The following is a 21,976-nucleotide window of genomic DNA, read 5'->3' on the forward strand; positions in this document are numbered from 1 at the left end:
AGCGTACGCAGTAGCAAGGTTCAACAAGAAATGATAAGAAATGAAAAGGAATAACAAGGGGGTCCAGTCCTGAACCCGTTCAAGCCCACTGCGGGATCCTCGCCCCCCGAGCTGATCGGCCGGGAGTCCTCACTGCAGCGGATCCGGGAGGCCGTCGCCGACGGGCCCGGGGCGCCGGGCCGCATCTGCCTGTTCACCGGCAAGCGCGGCGTGGGCAAGACAGTGATGCTCAACGAGTTCGAGGACGCCTTCCACGCCGCGGGCTGGCTGTCGGTCGGCGTCAGTGCCACGTCGACCCTGGTGCCCGACCTGGCCCGGCGGGTGTCCGGGCTCCTGCGCCAGCACGAGCCGCCCCCGCGCCGCCGGCTCACCGGTGTCTCGCTGCCTGGGGGAGTCGGGGCGGACTGGGAGAACATCGACCCGCAGCCCGCCGACCTGCGCATGCTCGTCACCCGGCTCCTCGACGTGCTCGGCCCGGACCGCGGCCTCCTCCTGACCATCGACGAGATCCACGGCGGGCAGCGAGAGCAGATGCGCGAGATCGCCACCATGAGCCAGCACCTCGTGCGCGAGGACCGGCAGTTCGCCCTGGCCATGGCCGGCCTGCCGTCGTCGGTGTCCAACCTCCTGTCCGACCACGTGCTGACGTTCCTGCGCCGCGCCGACCGGCACGACCTGCGCTCGCTCCCGGTCGACGATGTGGAGGACGCCCTGCGCCACACGGTCGAGGCCAACGGCAGGTCGATCACCCACGACGCGAGCCTCGCCGCGGCCGAGGCCACCGAGGGATACCCGTTCATGGTCCAGCTCGTGGGCCACCAGATGTGGCGGGCCACCGACGGCCCCGAGATCGACAGCGCGGCCGTCGCCCGCGGCGTACCGGTCGCCAAACGGCGGCTCCGCGAGCTCGTGCACGAGACAGCCCTCAACGACCTCTCGGACGTCGACCGGGAGTTCCTGGTCGCCATGGCCGTCGACGACGGCCCCTCGAGCACGGCCGAGGTCGCCCGCCGGATGGGCAGGTCGAGCCAGTACGTCAACACCTACCGAGGGCGGCTGATGGCCGCCGGGGTCATCGAGGCACCTGCCCGCGGCAAGGTCGACCTGTCGATCCCCTACCTCCGCGAGACGCTGCGCGAGCTCAACTGACGCTCAGCTGACGACGGTCAGCAGCTGGGTCGCCCTGGTCAGCGCGACGTAGAGCGTCGCCCGGCCGGTGGCCGACTCGGCCTCGATCTCGTCGGGGCACACCACGACGATGGCGTCGAACTCCAGGCCCTTGGTGTCGAGGCCGGTGAGGACGACCACCCGGTCCTCGCCGGACGGCGAGACCGCGGAGTCGACGGCGGCCCGCGCTCCGGGCGCGTCGTCGGCGAGCTCGGGCCAGGACGCCAGCCAGGCGTTGACCTCGGAGCGGCGCCGGGACGGGACGACGATCGCGACGGTGCCGCCCACCTGGCCGGCCACGTCGAGGACCGCCTCCCGGGTGGCGGCTTCGAGGTCGGCGACCCCGGTGACCACCCGCGGCTCGACGCCGGTCGACCGGACGGCGGTCGGCAGGTCGGCGTCCAGACCGACGCGCTGGGCGTAGGCCGCGGCGAACTCGTAGATCTCCGCGCTGTTGCGGTAGTTGGTGGAGAGGTGGAACTCGTGGACCGGCTTGCCCTCGAGGGCCTCCGCGCGAGCCGCGGCCGACTCGGCGGGCACCGGCCACGACGACTGAGCCGGGTCGCCGACGATCGTCCAGGACGCCGTACGCCCGCGCCGTCCGACCATCCGCCACTGCATCGGCGTGAGGTCCTGCGCCTCGTCGACCAGCACGTGTGCGAAGGGGTCGTCCTCGATCCGGTGCGTCGGCGGCGCCCATGCGCGGCCCGAGGGCGCGTACTCCCGGTCGGCGGCGGTGAGCAGCTCCTGCATGTCGTGGCCGCCCTCGAGCAGGCCGGTCTCGTCGAGGTCGCGCTCGTCGTCGGAGCGGGCCGGGACGTCGCCGATCGCGTAGCGCAGCTCGTCGAGCAACGGCACGTCCTGGACCGAAGGCACGATCGGGCCGGCCGTGGGGTCCGTGGAGCCGCCCCACGACTTGAGCAGCAACGCCTGCTCCTCGGCGCTGAGCACGCCGTCGGCCATCCGGGCGAGGACGTCGGGGTCACGCAGCCAGCCGAGCACCTCGACCGCGTCGAGAGGCGGCCACCAGGCCACCGCGAAGTCGAGGAACTCCTGGTTGGACAGCATCTCGTCGTCGAAGGCCTCGCGGCCGCGCTCCCGGCCGCGCTCGCCACGGACCTGGCGCCACATCTGGTCCAGCAGCGCGCCCGCGACCCGGGGCAGCTGGCGGTTGCGGCGGCCCTGTGACATCAGGGACCGGCGCACCCGCCCCAGCGCACCCCGGTCGAGCACGATCACGTCGTCGCGCCAGAAGACCCGGAAGCGGTCCGGGCTCCCCGGCGCCTGCATCCGGGCGACCCGGCGCAGCAGGGTCGCCATCCGGGCCGAGCCCTTGACATCGGCGACCGCCGGCTCGTCCTGGCGGCTCGCCTTGACCCCGTCGACGACCTCACCCAGCGACCGCAGTGCCACGGCGGTCTCGCCCAGCGACGGCAGGACCCGCTCGATGTAGCGCATGAACACGCCGCTCGGGCCGACGATCAGCACGCCGCCGCTCTCGTAGCGACGACGGTCGTTGAAGAGGAGGTAGGCCGCGCGGTGCAGCGCGACCACGGTCTTGCCGGTGCCGGGTCCGCCGCTGATGGTCACGACGCCCCTGCCCGGCGCCCGGATCGCGAGGTCCTGCTCGGCCTGGATGGTCGCGACGATGGAGTGCATCGACCGGTCCCGGGCGCGCGAGAGCTGCGCCATCAGCGCGCCCTCGCCGACGATGGGGAGGTCCGTGTCGGCAGCCTCGAGGGCACTGGCGTCGAGCAGCTCGTCCTCGACCCCGACCACGCGCGGGCCGGTGCAGCGCAGCACCCGGCGGCGTACGACGTCGTGCGGGGTCGCCGCGGTCGCCTGGTAGAACACCGCCGCCGCCGGGGCCCGCCAGTCGATCAGCAGGGAGTCCCGGTCGGAGTCGCGCAGGCCGATCCGGCCGATGTAGCGCGGCTGCGGGTCGACCTCCGACTTCATGTCGAGTCGCCCGAACACCAGACCCTCGTGGGCGGCGTCGAGCTGGGCGATCCGGCGCGCGGCCTGGAAGACCATGGCGTCGCGCTCCACGAGACCGCCCTCGTGACCCAGCCGGCCGCGGTCGTGTCCTTCCTGGGCCAGGCGCTGTGCGGCCTGCGCGGAGACCTCCAGCTGTCGGTAGACCTTGTCGACGAACGTCTGTTCGCCGGCGATCTCTCGCTCGACCAGCTCGTCACTCAACGTGCTACAACCTCCGACGCGGTACCGGTCCCGGCTCCCCAGGGCGGAGCCATCAAGCCTAACCCGACCGGGTGCCAACGGCAGAGTTCTCGCCGCAGGACCGCTACTTGGCGCGGGAGAGGAACGCCGTCATCGCCGCACGCGCCTCCTCGGAGGCGAACAGGGTGGCGCTCAGCGCGGCCAGCTCCTCGCCGCGCTCGTCGATCCGCTCGACCAGGTCGCGGTTGAGGATCCGCTTGGACTCGCGCAAGCCCTGGGCGGCCCCGGTCGCGAGCGACTCGCAGGTGCGCCGCACCTCCGCCTCCAGGCCCTCGGGTGGGACCGCAACCGTCACCAGGCCGTACGCCGCCGCCTGCTCCCCCGAGAACACCTCACCGCCCAGCGTGGTCAGCGCCGACGCCCGCGGGTGCATCCGCTGGTGCACGGTCAGCGAGATGATCGCGGCAGCCAGGCCGAGCTTGACCTCGGTCAGCGCGAAGTTGGCCTCGGTCGAGGCGATCGCGATGTCCGAGGCGGCGACGATGCCGATGCCACCGGCGCGCACCGGACCGGCGAGCTCGGTGACCACCGGCTTGTCCAACGTGAGCAGCTGGCGCTGGAGCGCGACGATGGCGCGCGCACCTTCTTCCATGCCGCCGGCGCTCGCCTCGGACAGGTCCGCCCCCGAGCAGAACACCCGGCCCGAGGAGCGGATGAGCACGACCTTCACGGCGTCGTCCGCACCCGCGGTCGTGACGTGCCCCACCAGCTCGGTGACGAGCTGCCTCGAGAGCGCGTTGCGGTTGTGCGGCGAGTCGAGCGTGATGGTGGCGAGCGACCCGTCGACGTCCAGGTGCACGAGCTCTGAATCGCTGTCCTCTGGACTGTCGGTCATGTGCGCAATCATCACGCATGGCCTATGACGCAGAGCTCGCCGACCGGCTGCGCGACCAGCTGGAGGGCACGCCGACGACGGAGAAGAAGATGTTCGGGGGGCTCGCCTTCCTAGTGGGCGGCAACATGGCGGTCGCGGCGAGCGGACAGGGCGGACTCCTGGTGCGGTGCGCCCGCGGTGACACCGAGACCCACCTCGCGGCCGGCGCCAGCCGGATGGAGATGAAGGGCCGCGCCATGGACGGCTGGCTCCGGGTCCCGGCCGAGGCGGTGGCCGAGGACGCCGACCTGGCCCGCTGGGTGCAGGTCGGGGTCGCCGAGGCTGAGGCACTCCCGCCGAAATAGCCGTCCGCTCCGAACAACGGGGCATGAGACCACGGCTGCTCTACGCCCTCTTCGGAGTCCTCGCCGCCCTCGTCGGGGTGGCCACCGGCCACATTGTGGCTGCCCTGCTCAACCCGGCGTCCTCGCCAGTCCTGGCCGTCGGCTCGCAGGTCATCGACCTCACGCCGACGCCGATGAAGGAGTGGGCGATCCGCCGGTTCGGCGACCGGGACAAGCCGATCCTGGTCGGCTCGGTCATGGGCGGCGTCCTGGCTCTCGCAGCCGTCGGCGGCCTCCTGGCCCGCCGGCGCCTGCGCCTCGGCGCCGGGCTGCTGCTGGTTCTGGTCGCGGTCGCGGGGTCCACCGCGATGAACCGACCGACCGCGGAGGTCGTCGACGTCGTCCCGAGCCTGGCCACCGCGGTCGCCGGCGTCGGCGCGCTGTGGTGGCTGGATCGCGCCGCCCGCGCGTCGAGACACACAGAACGGCGGTCTGAGGAGGGCCCCGACGACCAGGACGTGTGTCTCGACGCCCGCCAGCCGTCCCGCCGCGGGGTCCTGGTCGCCAGCGGGGTCCTGGCCCTGACCGCGGCGCTGCTCGGGGGCGCGGGCCGGGTCATCGGGGGGCTCCGTACCCGCCTCGGGGACATCGCGCTGCCCAGGCCGGCGGACCCGGCCCCGCCCCTCCCGGGCGGCCTGGAGCGGACCTTCCCGGGGATCACACCGTTCCAGGTGCCCACCGAGGACTTCTACCGCGTCGACACCCGACTCGACGTGCCGATCGTTGACCACGACGCCTGGACACTGACCATCGACGGCGACGTCGAGCGGGAGGTCACCCTGACCTACGACGACATCCTGGGGATGGACCTGGTCGAACGGGACATCACGCTGACCTGCGTCTCCAACAGCGTCGGGGGCAAGTACGTCGGCGGCGCCCGCTGGCTCGGCGTCCGGCTCACCGACCTGCTCGACCTGGCGGGCGTCGGCAGTGACGCCGACCAGATCTTCGCCACCGACGTCGGCGGCATGACTATCAGCACCCCGCTGGCCCTGGCCACCGACGGCCGCGACGCCCTCCTCGCGGTCGGCATGAACGGCGTGGTACTCCCCCGCGAGCACGGCTTCCCGGCACGTGTGGTGATCCCCGGGCTCTACGGCTTCATCAGCGCGACCAAGTGGGTCACCAGGCTCACGCTCACGACGTACGAGGAGAAGCGGGCCTACTGGACCGAGCGGGACTGGGCGACCGACGCCCCCATCAAGATCTCCAGCCGGATCGACATCCCCAAGCCGCTCGCGAAGCTCGACCGGGGCGAGAACATCGTCGGCGGCGTGGCCTGGGCCCAGCAGAACGGCGGCGTGGCCAAGGTGCAGGTGCGCGTCGACGGCGGCCCGTGGCGGGACGCCGAGCTGGGCCCCTCGGCGGGCGACGACTACTGGCGGCAGTGGTTCTACCGCTGGGACGCGCAGGAGTCCGGTCGGCACAACCTGGCCGCCCGCGTGATCGACGGCAACGGCAACGAGCAGGCCTCCGTACGTGCCACCCCGTTCCCGGAAGGGGCCAGCGGCATCCAGGAGCTCATCGTCGAGGTCGCCTGACCAATCCGTCCGGTGCGCGGCCACGAACACCGAGCACAAGACAGACACCACCCCAGTGCTCCACCAACCGGAAGGCCGATCTCGAATGAAGCGCACGACTCTCCGCCGCAGCGGCGCCGCCGCCACCGTCCTGGCCCTCTCGATGACCCTCGCCGCCTGTGGTGACGACGGCGACGAGCCCACCAGCGGCAGCGACGACACCAGCGAGTCGACCCCGATGGACGACAGCAGTGACGTTGCCGGCGCCGGTGCCCAGGTCTTCGGTGACGCCTGCTCGGCGATCCCGACGTCGGGCAAGGGCTCCTTCGACGGCATGGTGACCGACCCAGTCGCGACCGCGGCGAGCAACAACCCGCTGCTCAGCACCCTGGTCACCGCGGTCGGCGCGGTGCCCGGCCTGGCCGACACCCTCAACGGCGCCGAGGCGCTGACCGTGTTCGCGCCGACCAACGACGCGTTCGCCAAGATCCCCGAGGCCGACCTCAACGCCCTGCTCGCCGACCCCGACGCACTCGCCGCGGTCCTGTCGCACCACGTGGTCGGGGCCAACCTCGACCCCGACGCGGTCGTGGGCACCCAGGACACGCTCAACGAGTCCACCGTGACGGTCGAGGGCGACACTGATGGCATGACCGTCGGGGACGCCACCGTCCTGTGCGGCAACATCCCAACGGCCAACGCGACCGTGTATGTCATCGACACCGTGCTGATGCCGTCGGCCTGACGGCGACCAGGACGTATCGGGTACAGATCACGAACAAGCAGCAGGATCGAGAGACCGTGGAGCACCTCCGGCCAGTGACCCCCGGCGCCCCCCAGGAGGGGGCGCCGGTGGCACCCGACCTCGTCGAGCTGCTCAAGCTCTGCGGGCGCGGTGACCAGAACGCCTTCGCGCAGCTCTACGACGCGGTGGCCGCCAGGGTCCACGGTCTCGCCGTCCGGGTCGTGCGCGACCCGGCGCAGGCCGAGGAGGTCGCGCAGGAGGCCTTCTTGGAGATCTGGAAGAACTCAGGCCGCTTCGACCCCTCGAAGGGCAGCCCCCTGGGGTGGCTGCTGACCATCGTCCACCGCAAGTCCGTGGACCGGATCCGGTCGGCAGAGGCGTCCACCCGGCGCGACACGGCGTACAACCAACAGAACCAACCGGTCGACCACGACGCGACCGCCGAGGCCGCCCACGCCTCGCTCGAGGCCCGCCGGGTCCGGGCGGCGCTGGAGAGCCTCACCCCGGTCCAGCGCGAGGCACTGGAGCTCGCCTACTTCGGGGGTTACACACATACGGAGGTGGCCACCATGCTCGACCTGCCGGTCGGCACGGCCAAGACCCGCATCCGGGATGGGCTCATCCGGTTGCGCGACACGATGGGAGTGGGGGCGTCATGAGCGACATCCACGCGTTGTCGGGCGCCTACGCCGTCGACGCCCTCGACGACCTCGAGCGCGCCCAGTTCGAGCGGCACCTGCGCGACTGCGAGATCTGCAGCCGCGAGGTCGAGTCGCTCCGTGAGGCCGCGGCACTGCTCGCCGAGACCACCGCCGCCGCTCCCTCCGCCGCCCTCCGCGACCGGGTGCTGGCTGACATCGCCACGGTCCGGCCGCTGCCCCCCGTCGTGCCGACGGTGGCCCCCGACACGACCACGGAAACGGCCGGGGGCCGGCGCCGCCGCTGGCTCCCGGCGCTCGCGGCGGCGGCCGCCGCCGTCGTCATCGGCACCGGGGCCGTGGTCTGGCAGCAGGTCGACGACGAGCCACCCAGCCGCATCGAGCAGGTGCTGGAGGCCAGCGACGCTCAGGAGTTCACGCAGACCCTGCCCGGAGGGGCGGAGGCCACCGTCGTGCGGTCCAAGAAGCTCAACGAGGCGGTGCTGATCACCCACGACATGCCGGCCGCCCCCAGCGGGCACGCCTATGCGCTGTGGCTGCAGCACGACGACGTCATGGTGCCGGCGGGCATCATGCCGCCCGGCTCCGACAACGAGGTCCTGCTCAGCGGCGACGCGGCCAGCGCCAACGGCGCCGGGATCACCGTGGAGACCGCCGGGGAGCAGCACGCAGAGCCGGAGGGCGACGTGGTCGTCGTCTTCGACTTCGAGGCCTAGACCCATGAGCCCGCCGCCCACCCGGGTCGCCGTCGTCGGCTCCGGGGTCGCCGGCCTCACCGCGGCCTACGTCGCCTCGAGGACCGCGCACGTCACCCTGTTCGAGGCCGACCACCGGCTCGGCGGGCACGCCGACACCCACTGGGTCGACAACGGGGTCGACGACGGGGTCGACGGTCTGGCCATCGACACCGGCTTCATCGTGCACAACCCGCGCACCTACCCGGTGCTGCTGCGGCTGTTCGCCGAGCTCGAGGTGGCCACCCAGCCCTCCGAGATGTCGCTGTCGATCCGTGACGACGCCACCGGCCTCGAATGGGCCGGCGCGCTGGGTCGCCGGGGCCTGTTCCCGACCTCGGCCAACCTCCGCAACCCCCGCTACCTCGCGATGCTCACCGAGATCCCGCGCTTCCACCGCCGCGCCCGGGCCACCCTCGCGGACACCGGACCCGACCGGACGCTGCGCGAGTTCCTCGACGAGGGGCGCTTCTCGGCGTACTTCGTGCGGCACTTCATGGAGCCGCTGGTCGCCGCCGTGTGGTCGTGCGACCCCGAGGTCGCGCTCGACTACCCGGCCCGCTACCTGTTCACGTTCCTCGAGCACCACGGCATGCTCGGCATCTTCGGCAGCCCGCAGTGGCGCACGGTGACCGGAGGCTCGCGGACCTACGTCGACAAGGTGGCAGCGGCGGTCCCCGACGTCCGTGCCGGCACCAAGGTCACCTCTGTGCTCGAGCGGCCGGGTCGGGTCGAGGTCACCGACGGCAACGGAATGGTGACCAGGTTCGACGCGGTGGTCATCGCGACCCACCCGGGCCAGGCGCTGGCCATGCTCGCCGAGCCGAGCGCGGCGCAGCGCGAGGTGCTCGGGGCGATGCCGTACGCATCCAACGTCGCCCTCCTGCACACCGACATCTCCCTGCTGCCGCGGGCCGGGAACGCCCGGGCCAGCTGGAACTTCCGGCGCCGCACCGGGCCGGCGGACGGGGTCACCGTCACCTACGACCTCACCCGGCTGCAGCGGCTGGACACCGAGACGCACTACCTCGTCACCCTCGGTGGCGAGGACCTCGTGGACCCGGCCACGGTGATCGAGCGGATGGAGTACGAGCACCCGCTCTACAACCCCACCTCGGTCGCGGCCCAGGCCCGGCTCCCCGAGATCGACACCGACCGGATCGTGTTCGCCGGGGCCTACCACGGCTGGGGGTTCCACGAGGACGGCGCGCGCTCCGGGCTGGCTGCGGTGGAGCGGCTGGGGATGCGTTGGGAGCCTCGCGAGAGTGGTTTCGAGGTTCGCTCCGCTCGCACCTCAACCACCGGGGACGTCACGGGCATCTACGAGACGACGATCCGCCACACCCGGCGGACGCCGTTCACGCGCACCTTCACCCACCGGTCGCAGACCTGGGTGGTCGACGTCGACGACCTGCCCGACCACGGTGTGCTCGGCCGGTTCGAGGCGAGGGACCACATCGGCGACCCCGAGCGGTCGCTGCGCGACAACGTCCAGGTCTTCCTCGACCGGCAGTCGATCGATGGGCAGGGCATCGACGTGCGCGGCGGCCGGATACTGCTCGCCGCCAACGCCCGCGCCTTCGGCTACTGCTTCAACCCGATCAGCGTCTTCTGGTGCTGGGACCGCCGCGGCGACCTGGCCGCGACCGTGGTCGAGGTGCACAACACCTACGGCGACCGGCACGCCTACCTCGTCCACACCGACGAGCGGGGTCGCGGCACGGTCGACAAGGCGATGTACGTGTCGCCGTTCCACGGGACCGACGGGACCTATCGGGTCGCCGCTCCTGTCCCCGGCTCGACCGCGCGCGACCGGCTCGACATCGCGGTCACGCTCGACACCGACGACGGTGCGACGTTCTCGGCGTCACTCTCCGGACGCAGGTCCGGGATCACCCCGCTCCGGGCCGCTCCGGCGGCAATCCGGCACGCCCTCCTGATCCGAATGCATGGCGTCCGGCTCTGGCTGCGCCGACTCCCGGTCCAGCCTCGGCCGACCCATGACCAGGAGGCATCCTCATGACTGTCACCACCACCAGACGCTCGGCCAACCACTGGCCGGGCCTCGACATCGTGCCCACCGGCCCGCGCGCCGCTGTGTCCGCCAGGGTCGCGGAGCGGCTGTTCGCCGCCGCGGTCGACCGGCTCGACGTCACCGTGCACGTGGGCGACGCGACGCTCGGCAGGGGCGGACCTGCGATGACCGTCCACCGGCCCGAGGAGTTCTTCGCGCGGATCGGCCGGCACCAGCTCATCGGGTTCGGCGAGGCCTACCTGACCGGCGCCTGGGACACCGCCCGCCCCGAGGACCTCGCGCCGTTCCTCACCGTGCTGGCCGCCGAGCTCCCGGCACTGGTGCCCGAGCGACTGCAGCGGCTGCGCGGCCTGGTGGTCAGGCGCCCGCCGCGGCGCGAGAGGAGCACCACCGCCAACTCCCGCGACAACATCGCCCACCACTACGACCTGTCCAACGACCTCTTCGAGCTGTTCCTGGACCCGACCCTCAGCTACTCCTCGGCGATCTTCCCGGAGCGGCTGCTGGGCGGCGCCGCCCGGCGCCAGGACCTCGAGGCCGCCCAGCTGGCCAAGATCGACCGGCTCCTCGACCAGGCCCGCGTGGGTGCCGGGACCCGCGTCCTGGAGATCGGCTCGGGCTGGGGTGAGCTCGCGATCCGGGCCGCCCACCGCGGCGCCACCGTCCGCACCGTCACGCTCTCGACCGCCCAGAAGACGCTGGCCGACCAGCGGGTCGCCGCGGCCGGCGTGGCCGACCGGGTCTCGGTGGAGCTCTGCGACTACCGCGACGTCGGCCGGGCCGGCGAGCAGTACGACGCCGTGCTCTCGGTGGAGATGATCGAGGCGGTGGGCTGGCACTACTGGCGGACCTACGTCGAGACCCTCGATGCCGTCCTCGCCCCGGGCGGCTCGGTCGCCCTCCAGGCGATCACGATGCCGCACGACCGGATGCTCGCCACCCGCAACACCTACACGTGGATCAACAAGTACATCTTCCCGGGCGGCTTCCTGCCGTCGGTCCAGGTGATCGACGAGCTGAGCCGCGAGCACACCAGCCTCCGACTGGTCGACCGCCAACCGTTCGGCCGGCACTACGCCGAGACTCTGCGCCTGTGGGACGAGGCGTTCCGGGCAGCATCCGAGCAGGTGCTCAGCCTCGGGTTCGACGAGACGTTCCTGCGGATGTGGCACTTCTACCTGGAGTACTCGCGGGCCGGCTTCGCCTCCGGCTACCTCGACGTCAACCAGCTCACGTTCAGGAAGCCATGAGCGATCCTCGGCGTGCTTGACTCGGCTGGTGGACCGGGTCGCGGAAGCGTTCTCGGCGGTGCCGCGCAGGATGTTCCTGCCTCGTGCTGCCCGCTGGCGCGCGGGCCTCGACTCGCCGATCCTGATCGGCCACGGGCAGACCAACTCCCAGCCGCGGACCGTCGAGTCGATGCTGAGGCTCCTCGAGGTCCGGCCCGGCGACCGCGTTCTCGACGTCGGCAGCGGCTCGGGGTGGACGACGGCGCTGCTCGCCCACCTGACCGGGCCGACCGGCCAGGTGGTCGGCGTCGAGATCGAGCCCGAGCTGGTCGACTTCGGCTCGGCCAACCTGGCGGAGACCGACCAGCCGTGGGCGAGCATCGCCCTGGCCGACCCCCGCGTCCTCGGCCGTCCCGAGCTCGCGCCGTACGACCGGATCCTGGTCTCGGCCATGGCCCGCGACCTGCCGGAGCCGCTCGTCGCCCAGCTCGCCGACGGCGGACGGATGGTCGCGCCGGTCGCCGGCGAGATGCTCCTGGTCCATCGCTCCGGCGAGGACGTCGAGGTGACCGCCCACGGTGAGTACCGGTTCGTCCCGCTGCGTTGATCCCGCTACCTTGACCCCGTGTCAGAGGCCGATGTCGGTGAGGAGCTGGTCCGGCTCGCCTCCGCCGACAACTTCCGTGACGTCGCGGGAATCGACACCCCCTACGTCGCCGGGGACGGCGTGCCGCTGCGCCGGGGGGTCCTCTTCCGCTCCAACGAGCTCCAGCTGAGCGACGCCGACGCGCACTCCGTGGCGAGCCTCGGGGTCACCGCGGTCTACGACCTGCGCCACGACCACGAGGTCGAGGCCCACCCCGACGTCCCGGTGCCGGGCGCCTCGTGGCACCACCTCGAGGTCAAGGGCATCCCCATGGAGGCGGTCAGCAGCCTCGAGACCCGCGAGGCCGCCACCGAGGTGATGCACGAGGTCTACCGCAGCTTCGTCGACAAGCCGGGCGCCCGGGCTGCCTTCGCCGAGCTGCTCACCCGGATCGCGGACACCGAGGGCGCACAGCTCTTCCACTGCACCGCCGGCAAGGACCGCACCGGCTGGGCCGCCGCCCTGCTCCTGCACATCGCGGGCGTCGACGAGGAGACGATCCTGGCCGACTACCTGCTCACCAACGACTTCTCCTCGGGCACCCGGGAGAAGTACCTCGGTCTCGTCGCCGAGCACCTCGGCGCCGACAAGGTCGAGGTCTACGAGCGGGTGATGGTCGCCGACGCCGACTACCTGCAGACGGCCTACGACGCGGCGGCCGCGGCGTACGGCGACCTCGACGGCTATCTGCGTGACGGGCTCGGCCTGTCCGCGGAGACCCTGGACCGGCTGCGGGAGAAGATCCGGCGATGACCCGACCAGCGGCCGCGTAGGAGACTCTCAGCGACTGCCGCGGGGTGCCGCCGCCTTGGGGTTGGCCGCCACGTCGGTGACCGGGTTGCTCGCCAGCTTCTGGAAGGTCAGATCGATGCCTTCCGTGCCCGCGAACGCCTCGACCTGCCCCGGGATGTTGCAGAAGAACAGCTCGTTCGTCGACGGGCCGAAGGTGATCACCCCTGACCCGGTGAGGCTGGCGATGAAGGACGGCTCCGACGGCCGGAAGGTCGTGGCGACGTAGTCGGTGCCGACCGCGAACCCGCAGAGCACCTTGGAGCCGCTGTCCACGAGGTCGAGGTAGGCCTGCCAGTTGACGAGGTAGGTCCCGTCCGGCATCGAGACGTTCCAGTTCGGACCGGCCGAGTCGGCACCGAGCCCGAGCCTGACCGTGGTCGCCGACGTGGGCAGCTCGTCGCTGCTGTAGCCGTCGAGCAGGTCGGCGTTCAGGTTCTTGACCCTGGTCGTGGAGTTGACCGCCAGCGGCGGCGAGTTCTTCTTGGCTTTCAGCGAGAGAACGGCGCCGCCGGTGGTGCGCTTGAGGACGGTGACCTTGTTCGCCTTGTTGGCCTTGCCGACGATCAGGCTGTCCCCGGTGGCGGCGTACGTCGCCAGGTCGAACCCGAGGACGAGCAGGGCGGCCGAGAGGACCAGGACGAGCGGACGCTTCAGCGCGGACATGCGGGCTCCGATCAGAGAACGATGAGGATCGACGCCAACCTAGGCGAACCGTGCCGGGAGGGCAGTCCGGTCTGGACCACGTTGACTCCGACCGGCCGACGCGGTCGGGTCTCTCCATGGGTTCCCTGCGCGCGTACCTCCGCCAACACCACGTCGGGTTGCTGGCGATCCTCCTCATCCTCAGCGGCGGCACCGCCTACGCGGTCACGGCGCCCAAGAACTCCGTGGTGTCGACGTCGATCAAGAACGGCGCCGTCAAGACCAGCGACATCAAGAACGGCACGATCCGCGGTGCCGACATCCGGTCCGGGACGATCGAGGCCGAGGACCTCGCCGGCGACGCGACCACCGACTTCAACCTCATCCTCACCAGCCTCCCGGCCGGCGGCCCGGCGGTCACGCTCTGGGAGGACCCCAACATCGGCAAGGTGACCATCAGCTGCAACGCCGACTTCAGAGGGCTCAGCTCCTTCGGGTCGCTGTCGGTCTCCCCGGGGAGTGTCGGGGTCCAGGGGCTCGAGCTCTACGGGGAGAACGCCGCCGACACGAACAGGCTGATCGGAGCCGCCACGGTCACCCGCACCAGCACCGGCCAGCCGGTCGGTGGAGCTGGGTTCGGCGGCAGCGAGGCGAGCATGGTCCACCTGAAGTTCCACTACGTCACGCCCACCAAGCGGGTTCTGATCGAGTTCGACTTCTTTCTCTGCAGCCTCCGCGGCGGGATCTACGTGGACCACGTGGTCGAGGACAGCACACCGCCAATGCCGCCCACCCCCGCACGGAAGAACTCCTGTGTGGCGACCGGCGACGCCTACTGCGGCAAGCAGGCCAAGACCGCCTGAGGCGTCACCCGGCCAGGTGACCCCACCGGCTGACCAGCTGGCTCCACGGGCCGTCGTCGACGACCTGGCCTGCGTCGAGGACGACGACCCGGTCGGCGTGGACGAGCGCGGCCGCCTTGCTGGTCGCGCCGATGACCGTCGTGCCCCGCTCGCGCAGCGACCGCCACAGCTCGATCTCGGTGGTCGCGTCGAGGGCCGAGGAGATGTCGTCGGCCAGCAGGACGTCCGCCTCGCAGCCCAGTGCGCGGGCGAGAGCCAGGCGCTGCACCTGGCCGCCGGAGAGGCGTACGCCGCGGTGACCGACGAGCGCGTCGGGACCGCCGGCCTCGGCGACGTCGCGGGCCATCCGCGCGGCCTCCAACGCCGGCTCGACCGCGCGCCCGTCGTGCGCGAGGGCGACGTTGTCGCGGAAGGTGCCCGACAGCACACGGGGCACCTGGGCGACGTGCGCGACCCGGGCCGGCCGCAGCTCGGTCTGGGGGTCACGGATGGAGCGGTCGTTCCAGCGGACGTCGCCGGTGGTGGCCACCAGGCCCGCCAGCGCGCCGAGGAGGCTGGACTTGCCCGACCCGACCTGGCCGAGCAGCAGGACCAGCTCGCCTGCCGAGACGTCGAGGTCGACGTCCTGCACCCCGAGCGTTCCGTCGTCGTGGACGGCGGAGACGCCGCGCAGGGACAGCGTCCGCAGCGGGTCGCGCTCGACCGGGGCAGGATCCGGGGCGGTGCCGCCGACGAGGTCCATCCCTGGAGGGAGGTCCATCAGGTCACCGCCACCGGCGAGCCTGCTGGTGGCGTTCATCCACGCCCGGACCCCCGGGGCCTCGGTGACGACCGAGCCGGCGACCCGGCCGAACCAGTCGAACCCGCTCACCGCGTTGGCGACGAGCAGCGCCGTGGCCAGTCCCCACTCACCGGCCAGCAGGCCGCCCCACGCGGCGACCACGCCGCACTGGACCATCACGACGGGTACGCCGTCGAGGAGGGCCTGCACGCGGTGCTCGCGGACGGCCGCGTCGACGCGCCCGCCGTCGACGCGGCGCAGGTGCGCGTGAACCTGCGGCGTGGCCGCCGCGAGCTTGACGGTGCGCACCGACTCCAGCGCGGAGACGAGCGACTGGCCGAACCGGGCCCGCGCCGTCGAGGAGGCCGCGGCCGAGCGGCCGGCGACCCGGCGTCCCAGGGTGGAGGCGAGGGCCGAGGCGACCATGACGGCGAGCAGCACCGAGCCCGCCAGCCAGCTCTGCGCGATCAGCCCGGTGATCAGCGCGACCAGCAGGCCGTTGACGAAGTCGACCCACCGGTCGGTGTAGCGGGCCAGCCGGTCGGCGTCCATGGTGCGGGCGACGACCTCGCCGGGCGGGGTGCGCTCGAGCCGGTGCTGGGCGGTCTGCCCGTGCAGCACTGAAGCGCGCACCCGTAGTCGGACGTCGACCCACCAGTGGGGGTAGGTGCGGAACGCCTGGGACAGCAGCAGCGGGCTCGCGACGAGCGAGACGACCAGCCCGACCACGAGGAGTCCCGGACTGACCCCCGCCTGGAGGTCGGTGATGATGAGGCCCCAGACCCAGCCGGTCAGGGCGCCGAAGGCACCGGTGAGGGACGCGACCAGGAACAGGCACGCACCCAGCAGTCCCCACTGCGGCTGGACGCGGATCGTGTGGAACACCTGCCGGGCCAGGCTCGGGGTGGGCACCAGCTCGGGGGACGGCGGCGGCGTCGTGGTCCGCCGGACCGAGCCGATCGAGGACTGCTCGTGGTGGTGCTCCTCGACGACGGCCTCGTGTGCCGCCGCCTCGAGCAGCGTCCGGAACGGGCCGTCGGCGGCGGCCAGTCGGGCGCGCGGGCCTTGCTGCACGACGCGCCCGGACTCGAGGACGGCGACCTGCTCGGCCCGCTCCGTCGTCGAGAGCCGGTGGGCCACCAGGATGCCGGTGCGCCCGGAGATGAGACGGTCCGCGGCCCTGACGACCCGGGCCTCGGTGACCGGGTCCATCCGGGCGGTGGCCTCGTCGAGGACCACGACGCTCACGTCGCGCACGAGCAACCGCGCGAACGCGACCAGCTGCTCCTCGCCCGCGGACAGGCTGGTGCCGCCGGGTCCGAGGACGGTGTCGAGACCGTCGGGCAGGCCCGCGACCCACTCGGTGAGGCCCAGCTCGTCGACCGCGGCCTCGATCTCGGCGCGGGGGGTCGCGCCGAAGAGGGTGATGTTGTCAGCGAGAGTGCCGGCCAGCACCTCGGTGCGCTGGGTGACCACCCCGACGGCCGCGCGGAGCTGCTGGAGGTCGAGGTCGCGCACGTCGGTGCCGCCGAGGAGCACGGTGCCGCGCGGCGGCTCGACGGCGCGGGACAGCAGGGAGGCCAGGGTCGACTTCCCCGAACCCGTGCGGCCGACCAGCGCACAGGTGTGCCCGGCCGGGACGCGCAGGTTGACGTCGCGCAGTGCGAAGGTGCCCGTGTCGTAGGCGAAGCCGAGGTGGTTGAACTCCACGTCCAGGGGTCCGTCGGGCAGCGGCAGGCCGCCGACGGGCTCGGCCGGCGAGGCGAGCATCCCGCGGAGCCGAAGCACTGCGCCGAAACCTTCCTGGAGGTCGGGCAGGTGCCGGGCGAGCATGTCGACGCCGCCCACGAACATCGTGGTGACCAGGAACAGCGTCACCAGGCGCGCGGTCGACAGGTCGTCCGCCATGACCAGGGCGATACCGACGACGCCCACGGCCGCCAGCGCCCCGTGGAGCAGGCCGCCGCTCCGCCTGGTGATCTGGACCTCGACGGCCAGCACGTCGTCCAGGGTGCGGTGGACCGTCGCGGCCAGCTCGGCGTTGCGGCGCAGGACGTGGGCCTGACCCAGCGACGTCCGCAGGTCGTCGCGCGCGGCGACGCCCTCCTCGGTCGAGGCGGCGTGGTCGGTCCAGGCCGCTTCCTCCAGGACCTTGCGCTGCGCGACCAGCGGCAGGAGGCGGCGGACGACCCAGAAGGTGACCACCGCGGTCAGCGGGAACAGGAACAGCGCCGGCCACCAGGTGAGCGTGGCGACCACCCACAGCGGGCCGGCGGCGAGGAAGGTGCGCGCGGCCTGCCACACGCCCCAGCGCATCAGCTGGCCGACCTCCCAGGTGTCGTCGTCGATGCGGTCGAGGATCTCGCCCACCGCCTGCTCGGAGAGCTCGGACAGCGGCTGAGCCATGGCGGCGTCGAGCAGGTCTGAGCGCAGCCGGCCCTCGGCCCGGTCGCAGACGGTCGCCCACATCGTCTTGGCGAAGGTGTCCATGACCGCGCCGCCGACGACGCACAGCGCCAGCAGCCACAGCAGCCGCGACGTGGCGTCGTCGGCCAGCCGGCCGGCCACCATCGAGCCCAACGACGCGGAGACGGCGCCGAGCAGCGACAAGGAGAAGCAGAGGTAGGTCAGCGGCCGGCGTACCCGTCGCCAGTCGACCGGGTCGCGACCGGGAGCCGGCACCGGATCGGGCCTGGCCGCCGGTGCCGGCCGGCTCTCGACCCGAGTGACCGTCACAAGCACAGGACGCTACGTCGCCGGACCGACATCGCGCCTCTGGATTTCGGCGCTCACAACTGCTTGTATTCGAGCATGTGTTCTGATAGTGTCACAAGCCGATGACCGCCGAGCTCCTGCCACCGCCACCGCCACCCGAGGCACTCCTGCCTGGCGACGTGCTGACGCAGGTGCGGGAGACCCGGGCGCGGATCAACCTCGACGAGTCGCGGATCCTGCAGCTGGCCTGCGAGTGGGCAGACATCCGCCCCGCGCTGGCGGGTGACGAGTCCTGGCGGCCGGCCCCGGTCACCGGCACCGAGTCGTGGCTGGAGGACCCCGAGCACGCGAACGCCGACGACCTGGAGTGGTTCGGCATCCCGCCGGTGCGCTGGGACGCCCCGGCCGCGTTCGCCGCTGCCAACGGGGTCTCCACCGCGTCGGGTCGGGCGCTGATGCGCGACGCGCTCGTCCTGCGGCACCGGTTGTCACGGACCTGGGAGCGGGTCGTCGGCGGCGAGGTCCCGCTGACCAAGGCCCGCCTCATCGCGCAGGCGGTGCTCGGCCAGCCTGCCGACGTCGTCCTCTACATCGACCAGGTCGTCGCGCCTCGCGCGCACCAGGTCGGGCCGGTCGTGCTGGAGCGACTGATCGACGAGGCGATGCTCACCCTGCACGCCGAGGAGCGCGAGCTCGAACAGCTCGCAGCGCTTGACGCGCAGTACGCACGGCTCGACCCCGCGGGGCTCAACCACACCGGCATCACCGAGATGGTGATCCGCGGCGACTGGACCGACCTCTCGGCGTTCGACCGCGCGCTCTCCCTGATCGCCAGTCTGCTCGGGCAGGAGGACCAGCCCGGCTTCGGCCTCTCCCTCGACCGGCGGCGCGCGATGGCCGTCGGGGTGCTCGCCGACCCCGAGCGCGCCCTCGCCCTGATCAACGGCGGGCGGCCGCCCAAGCCCAAGCGCGAGGTCGTCGCCTACCTCCACCTCGACGAGCGCAGCATCCGCAACCTCGACCCGGTGACGACCGACGAATGCGGCCGCCCGATCCTGACCGAGGTCGTCCAGGGCTGGCTGAAGCGCGCCGACACCCACGTCACCGTCAAGCCGCTGCTCGACCTCACCAAGGCCGCGGTCAGCGGGCTCACCCACGCGCACGAGCAGCACGCCACGCACGACTACGTGCCCTCAGCCGAGGACCGCGACCTGGTCATCCTCCGCGACCGTCGCTGCCGTCATCCCTACTGCACCCGGCTCGCCCGCCAGTGCGACCTCGACCACCGCATTCCCCACGCCGAGGGCGGCCCCACCTGTCCCTGCAACCTGACGCCGCTGTGTCGACATCACCATCGACTGAAGACCAAGGCTGGCTGGCGGGCCCGAAGTCCCGAACCCGGCGTCTACCACTGGACCGATCCCTACGGTCGGGAATACCTCGTCGACCAGGATGTGACGCGGGACCTCACCCCGTCTTGAGTGCACGAATCGCGGCAAGATCGGACGCGTTCAGCCGTCGTGCAACGCCTCACGCCCGTGGAATGCCTCCGCGATGTCGAACCACAAGTTGGCGAGCACTTCCGTTCGCTCGGTGACCTGGTCGAGGGAGTCCCGCTCGTCACCTGACGAAGCGTGGTAGACGGCGTAAGCCGCCTCGTTCCACGCCTTGGCCTTCGCGGCTACGGCATCCGCCAAAGCAGTGAGGGTCGTTCGATCGCCGTCCGCTCTCACTGCCGCGAGGAATGCCGTCTCGGCGTCTTCGTAGCGCGTCGCGGCGGCTTCATGATCAGTCCTCGGCTCCACGGGTCGCAGGATATGGCCGACCGCTCATCGGCATGAGCGGTCGCATCGGGTGGCCTTCCAGCTGTGCCTTCCGGGAGCGCCCCCGGACGCGTCGTCGGAGTGCGGGCGGCACCCATTGGCTAGTCTGCGCTGAGCCGACGAATCCGTGCGACACGCACCTGACGGCACCGCCTGCAGCAGGGCCTTTGCACTCTCCTATTGGATGTTGGCGGGCGAGTCTTACCCCCGCCCGGTCCGAGCGTGAATCTGCACCCTGCCCCTGTTGGTCGGTCTGGTCGTCCCTTTCCATGAAAGAGGAGCGAGGGGGCGGGGCGGCGGACCAATGATGAGTCTTCCAGGCAGGGCATACGCGAGGCCGCCAACGCGGCGGCGGAATCCACGCGAGACGCTATTTGGAGCTGCAGTCCTCGAGGGTGTGATCGACGCATACCGTAAGGCCGTAAGGGATCTTGAGGTCTTTGTCATCTCCCCAAGCGATCAGGTACCCCTCAGCAGTCTGATCGGTATCGTCGGCCTCGAGCTCGACGACGAGCTCGTAGATGTCGCCGCTCTCCTCCGTTCCGCACTCGTCGTCCAACACCAGATCGTCGGCGCGCTCGAAGTCGTTGTCCTCCAGGGTGCCGAGGGCCTCGCCGAGCATCATTTCCTGGGTCAGGAACGGGTTGCGGCGCAGGGCGTACCCGGTGACCTCGATGTCGTCGCCGCCGTAGGTCGAGATGCCGGTGACGGTGACCGGTCCGCCTTCCGGGCACACCGGCATGGAACCGACCAGGAACGGGCTGTTGGCGGGTACCTCGAAGGTTAGGGCTACGCCGTCGTTCAGATCGCCACCCCCGATGCGGAGCACGCCGCGCTTATCGTCCTCGCCTGTGCAGCTGACCAGGAGTAGCGCGAGAACGAACACCAGCGGAGTGATGCTCCTCATCAGGAGTTGTTGCGTGCGTCCACACGGCTGGCGTGCAGCGGTCCGTTCACGTTGTTGCCACAGATCTTCCCAGCCACGTTGAAGGTGAACTTCATGTCCTGGCTGTCGCCGTATCCGGTCTGACTCGAGAGGTTGATGGTGGGGAACTTCACCCCGCCGCCAAGGGTCGCAGCGGTAGCGGTTTCAGTGTCCCATGTGTTGCCGGCCAACTTGTTCGAGCAGTATGGGCCGGCGTTGGCGTGTGCGACCTGCTGGAAGTCGGTGAAGTAGTCGTACATCTCGTACTGCTCCCACGTCTTGTCACCGCAGGCCACGATGCGTTTCCGATAGTTGACCCGGTTGCCGACCAGCGCGTTGATCACGGGGCTCTGGAATGACTTCTTGCTGTAGGACCTCGTCCGGGTGCCCGACCCCGCAAGAGTGCCGTCTCCCTTGATCAGCGCGATGCCCATCGTGTGCGTGGTCGAGCCGTTCATGCCTTGGGTCAGACTGATCGGGATGCCGGCCTCGCTGTAGGCAAAGACGTAGTCCTGCCTGACGTTCCTCTTCCAGGCATCCGCCCAGTAGGTCTGGCCGCACTTCTCCGTCGTGTCCGTAGGTAGCGTCTCGTCGCGGGCCGTGGCGGCACCGATGCCGAGCATGCGAGCGCGCTCGGCGCGGCTGGCGCGCAAGAAGACACGCGCGTAGCGGTACATGCCGGTGGCCCGTTTGCTGACCGCCACCTTGGCGGCGCGGGCCGCCTTCCTGGCTGAGTAGGGCTTGCCCTTGGCATCGACAAAGGTCGACGGAGGGTTGCCGTCCTCGACCAGCGTGCCCTGATCGAGGTCAACGGTGAACATCGGGGCCAGAGACTCGTCGGGGCCACGGCCACTGCGCGGCAGGACCCGGCTCTCGATGACCTCGTGCAAGCCGGGCTGGGTCGCCTCGGCGGGATAGAGGGTGTAGTACCAGCTAATCGTGCGCGAGGAGTCGCTGATCAACAGCGTCATGTCCACCCCGCCGTCGTTGTGCACGTAGTCGGCAGGGATAGCGTCGAAGTCGGCGGCGAGAGTGAAGTCGCCGTCCGCATCGGCGGTTGTGGCGGCCAACGGCAGAACGCGGCTCATCTGGTTGCCGCGGATGTCGGGTTGCGCAAAGGCGGCCAGCTTGACACCGCGGGTCGAGTCCAAGTCCTCGCTGCTGACGTTGCCAGCGGCAATGATCTCTCGAGCCGCCTTGACGCTGCCATGGGCTGGCGCTGCGGTTACCGGTGGTGACTGGGC

At 71.3% G+C, this 21,976-nt stretch carries 19 protein-coding genes; 12 read left to right on the forward strand and 7 right to left on the reverse strand.

Annotated features, from left to right (window positions below; all coding sequences use genetic code 11):
• Window positions 1-114: 114 nt before the first annotated feature.
• Window positions 115-1,149 carry an ATP-binding protein gene (locus ACYVC6_RS01065; protein WP_460713280.1) on the forward strand — a complete coding sequence of 345 codons (1,035 nt, stop codon included), beginning with the start codon at window positions 115-117 and terminating at the stop codon, window positions 1,147-1,149.
• A gap of 3 nt (window positions 1,150-1,152) precedes the next feature.
• Here ACYVC6_RS01065 and ACYVC6_RS01070 read toward each other — a convergent pair whose 3' ends face one another.
• Together ACYVC6_RS01070 and ACYVC6_RS01075 are read right to left on the reverse strand one after the other, a co-directional pair.
• On the reverse strand, window positions 1,153-3,366 hold the full coding sequence (locus ACYVC6_RS01070) for a HelD family protein (protein WP_460710066.1): 2,214 nt from the start codon (window positions 3,364-3,366) through the stop codon (window positions 1,153-1,155).
• 103 nt (window positions 3,367-3,469) lie between these two features.
• Window positions 3,470-4,240: an enoyl-CoA hydratase-related protein gene (locus ACYVC6_RS01075; protein ID WP_460710068.1), complete on the reverse strand. Its 771-nt coding sequence runs from the start codon at window positions 4,238-4,240 to the stop codon at window positions 3,470-3,472.
• A gap of 17 nt (window positions 4,241-4,257) precedes the next feature.
• On the opposite strand from ACYVC6_RS01075, the gene ACYVC6_RS01080 reads away from it, so the two are divergent.
• The 9 genes from ACYVC6_RS01080 (at window position 4,258) to ACYVC6_RS01120 (ending at window position 12,944) form a co-directional block, all read left to right on the forward strand.
• Window positions 4,258-4,584: a TfoX/Sxy family protein gene (locus tag ACYVC6_RS01080; protein WP_460710070.1), complete on the forward strand. Its 327-nt coding sequence runs from the start codon at window positions 4,258-4,260 to the stop codon at window positions 4,582-4,584.
• A 23-nt stretch (window positions 4,585-4,607) separates the two neighbouring features.
• Window positions 4,608-6,164 (forward strand): molybdopterin-dependent oxidoreductase, encoded by a 1,557-nt coding sequence (locus ACYVC6_RS01085; protein ID WP_460710072.1) that lies wholly within the window; start codon window positions 4,608-4,610, stop codon window positions 6,162-6,164.
• Window positions 6,165-6,249: 85 nt separating this feature from the next.
• Window positions 6,250-6,888: a fasciclin domain-containing protein gene (locus tag ACYVC6_RS01090; RefSeq protein ID WP_460710074.1), complete on the forward strand. Its 639-nt coding sequence runs from the start codon at window positions 6,250-6,252 to the stop codon at window positions 6,886-6,888.
• Window positions 6,889-6,995: 107 nt separating this feature from the next.
• Entirely contained in the window at window positions 6,996-7,547 is a 552-nt protein-coding gene (gene sigK / locus ACYVC6_RS01095) for an ECF RNA polymerase sigma factor SigK (protein ID WP_460710077.1), read from the forward strand.
• Window positions 7,544-8,263, forward strand: coding sequence for an anti-sigma factor (locus ACYVC6_RS01100; RefSeq protein ID WP_460710079.1), 720 nt, complete (start codon window positions 7,544-7,546; stop codon window positions 8,261-8,263). Before sigK ends, ACYVC6_RS01100 begins: the two co-directional genes overlap by 4 nt.
• A 4-nt stretch (window positions 8,264-8,267) precedes the next feature.
• Window positions 8,268-10,304 (forward strand): DUF1365 family protein, encoded by a 2,037-nt coding sequence (locus ACYVC6_RS01105; RefSeq protein WP_460710081.1) that lies wholly within the window; start codon window positions 8,268-8,270, stop codon window positions 10,302-10,304.
• Entirely contained in the window at window positions 10,301-11,566 is a 1,266-nt protein-coding gene (locus ACYVC6_RS01110) for a class I SAM-dependent methyltransferase (RefSeq protein ID WP_460710083.1), read from the forward strand. The genes ACYVC6_RS01105 and ACYVC6_RS01110 overlap by 4 nt, the downstream gene beginning before the upstream one ends.
• 28 nt (window positions 11,567-11,594) lie before the next feature.
• Entirely contained in the window at window positions 11,595-12,152 is a 558-nt protein-coding gene (locus tag ACYVC6_RS01115) for a protein-L-isoaspartate O-methyltransferase family protein (RefSeq protein WP_460710085.1), read from the forward strand.
• Between the two features lie 18 nt (window positions 12,153-12,170).
• Window positions 12,171-12,944 carry a tyrosine-protein phosphatase gene (locus ACYVC6_RS01120; protein ID WP_460710087.1) on the forward strand — a complete coding sequence of 258 codons (774 nt, stop codon included), beginning with the start codon at window positions 12,171-12,173 and terminating at the stop codon, window positions 12,942-12,944.
• Between the two features lie 27 nt (window positions 12,945-12,971).
• Here the strand turns inward: ACYVC6_RS01120 and ACYVC6_RS01125 are convergent, their stop codons facing one another.
• Window positions 12,972-13,646, reverse strand: a complete 675-nt coding sequence (locus ACYVC6_RS01125; protein WP_460710089.1) for a hypothetical protein — start codon at window positions 13,644-13,646, stop codon at window positions 12,972-12,974.
• Between the two features lie 116 nt (window positions 13,647-13,762).
• Between ACYVC6_RS01125 and ACYVC6_RS01130 the strand changes: the two genes are divergently transcribed.
• The gene (locus ACYVC6_RS01130) at window positions 13,763-14,488 is read left to right on the forward strand and encodes a hypothetical protein (protein WP_460710091.1); all 726 of its coding nucleotides are present in this window, start codon (window positions 13,763-13,765) and stop codon (window positions 14,486-14,488) included.
• A gap of 4 nt (window positions 14,489-14,492) precedes the next feature.
• Here the strand turns inward: ACYVC6_RS01130 and ACYVC6_RS01135 are convergent, their stop codons facing one another.
• Window positions 14,493-18,005, reverse strand: a complete 3,513-nt coding sequence (locus tag ACYVC6_RS01135; protein ID WP_460710093.1) for an ATP-binding cassette domain-containing protein — start codon at window positions 18,003-18,005, stop codon at window positions 14,493-14,495.
• Between the two features lie 101 nt (window positions 18,006-18,106).
• On the opposite strand from ACYVC6_RS01135, the gene ACYVC6_RS01140 reads away from it, so the two are divergent.
• Complete coding sequence (locus ACYVC6_RS01140) at window positions 18,107-19,465, forward strand: HNH endonuclease signature motif containing protein (protein ID WP_460710095.1); 1,359 nt, start codon at window positions 18,107-18,109, stop codon at window positions 19,463-19,465.
• 30 nt (window positions 19,466-19,495) lie between these two features.
• On the opposite strand, the gene ACYVC6_RS01145 is transcribed toward ACYVC6_RS01140, so the two are convergent.
• The 3 genes from ACYVC6_RS01145 to ACYVC6_RS01155 all read right to left on the reverse strand — a co-directional run bounded on the left by ACYVC6_RS01145 (window position 19,496) and on the right by ACYVC6_RS01155 (window position 21,883).
• Entirely contained in the window at window positions 19,496-19,789 is a 294-nt protein-coding gene (locus ACYVC6_RS01145; protein WP_460710097.1) for a hypothetical protein, read from the reverse strand.
• A gap of 388 nt (window positions 19,790-20,177) precedes the next feature.
• On the reverse strand, window positions 20,178-20,714 hold the full coding sequence (locus ACYVC6_RS01150; RefSeq protein WP_460710099.1) for a hypothetical protein: 537 nt from the start codon (window positions 20,712-20,714) through the stop codon (window positions 20,178-20,180).
• Window positions 20,714-21,883: a hypothetical protein gene (locus ACYVC6_RS01155; protein WP_460710101.1), complete on the reverse strand. Its 1,170-nt coding sequence runs from the start codon at window positions 21,881-21,883 to the stop codon at window positions 20,714-20,716. Before ACYVC6_RS01155 ends, ACYVC6_RS01150 begins: the two co-directional genes overlap by 1 nt.
• Window positions 21,884-21,976: the final 93 nt, after the last annotated feature.

This window comes from Nocardioides dilutus, from assembly GCF_054779555.1.

Bases quoted from the DNA above. Each gene is read 5' to 3' on its own strand.
- ACYVC6_RS01075 (WP_460710068.1), bottom strand. From the start codon at position 4,240: ATGACCGACAGTCCAGAGGACAGCGATTCAGAGCTCGTGCACCTGGAC.
- ACYVC6_RS01080 (WP_460710070.1), top strand. From the start codon at position 4,258: ATGGCCTATGACGCAGAGCTCGCCGACCGGCTGCGCGACCAGCTGGAG.
- ACYVC6_RS01085 (WP_460710072.1), top strand. From the start codon at position 4,608: ATGAGACCACGGCTGCTCTACGCCCTCTTCGGAGTCCTCGCCGCCCTC.
- ACYVC6_RS01090 (WP_460710074.1), top strand. From the start codon at position 6,250: ATGAAGCGCACGACTCTCCGCCGCAGCGGCGCCGCCGCCACCGTCCTG.
- ACYVC6_RS01100 (WP_460710079.1), top strand. From the start codon at position 7,544: ATGAGCGACATCCACGCGTTGTCGGGCGCCTACGCCGTCGACGCCCTC.
- ACYVC6_RS01105 (WP_460710081.1), top strand. From the start codon at position 8,268: ATGAGCCCGCCGCCCACCCGGGTCGCCGTCGTCGGCTCCGGGGTCGCC.
- ACYVC6_RS01110 (WP_460710083.1), top strand. From the start codon at position 10,301: ATGACTGTCACCACCACCAGACGCTCGGCCAACCACTGGCCGGGCCTC.
- ACYVC6_RS01125 (WP_460710089.1), bottom strand. From the start codon at position 13,646: ATGTCCGCGCTGAAGCGTCCGCTCGTCCTGGTCCTCTCGGCCGCCCTG.
- ACYVC6_RS01130 (WP_460710091.1), top strand. From the start codon at position 13,763: ATGGGTTCCCTGCGCGCGTACCTCCGCCAACACCACGTCGGGTTGCTG.
- ACYVC6_RS01140 (WP_460710095.1), top strand. From the start codon at position 18,107: ATGACCGCCGAGCTCCTGCCACCGCCACCGCCACCCGAGGCACTCCTG.
- ACYVC6_RS01150 (WP_460710099.1), bottom strand. From the start codon at position 20,714: ATGAGGAGCATCACTCCGCTGGTGTTCGTTCTCGCGCTACTCCTGGTC.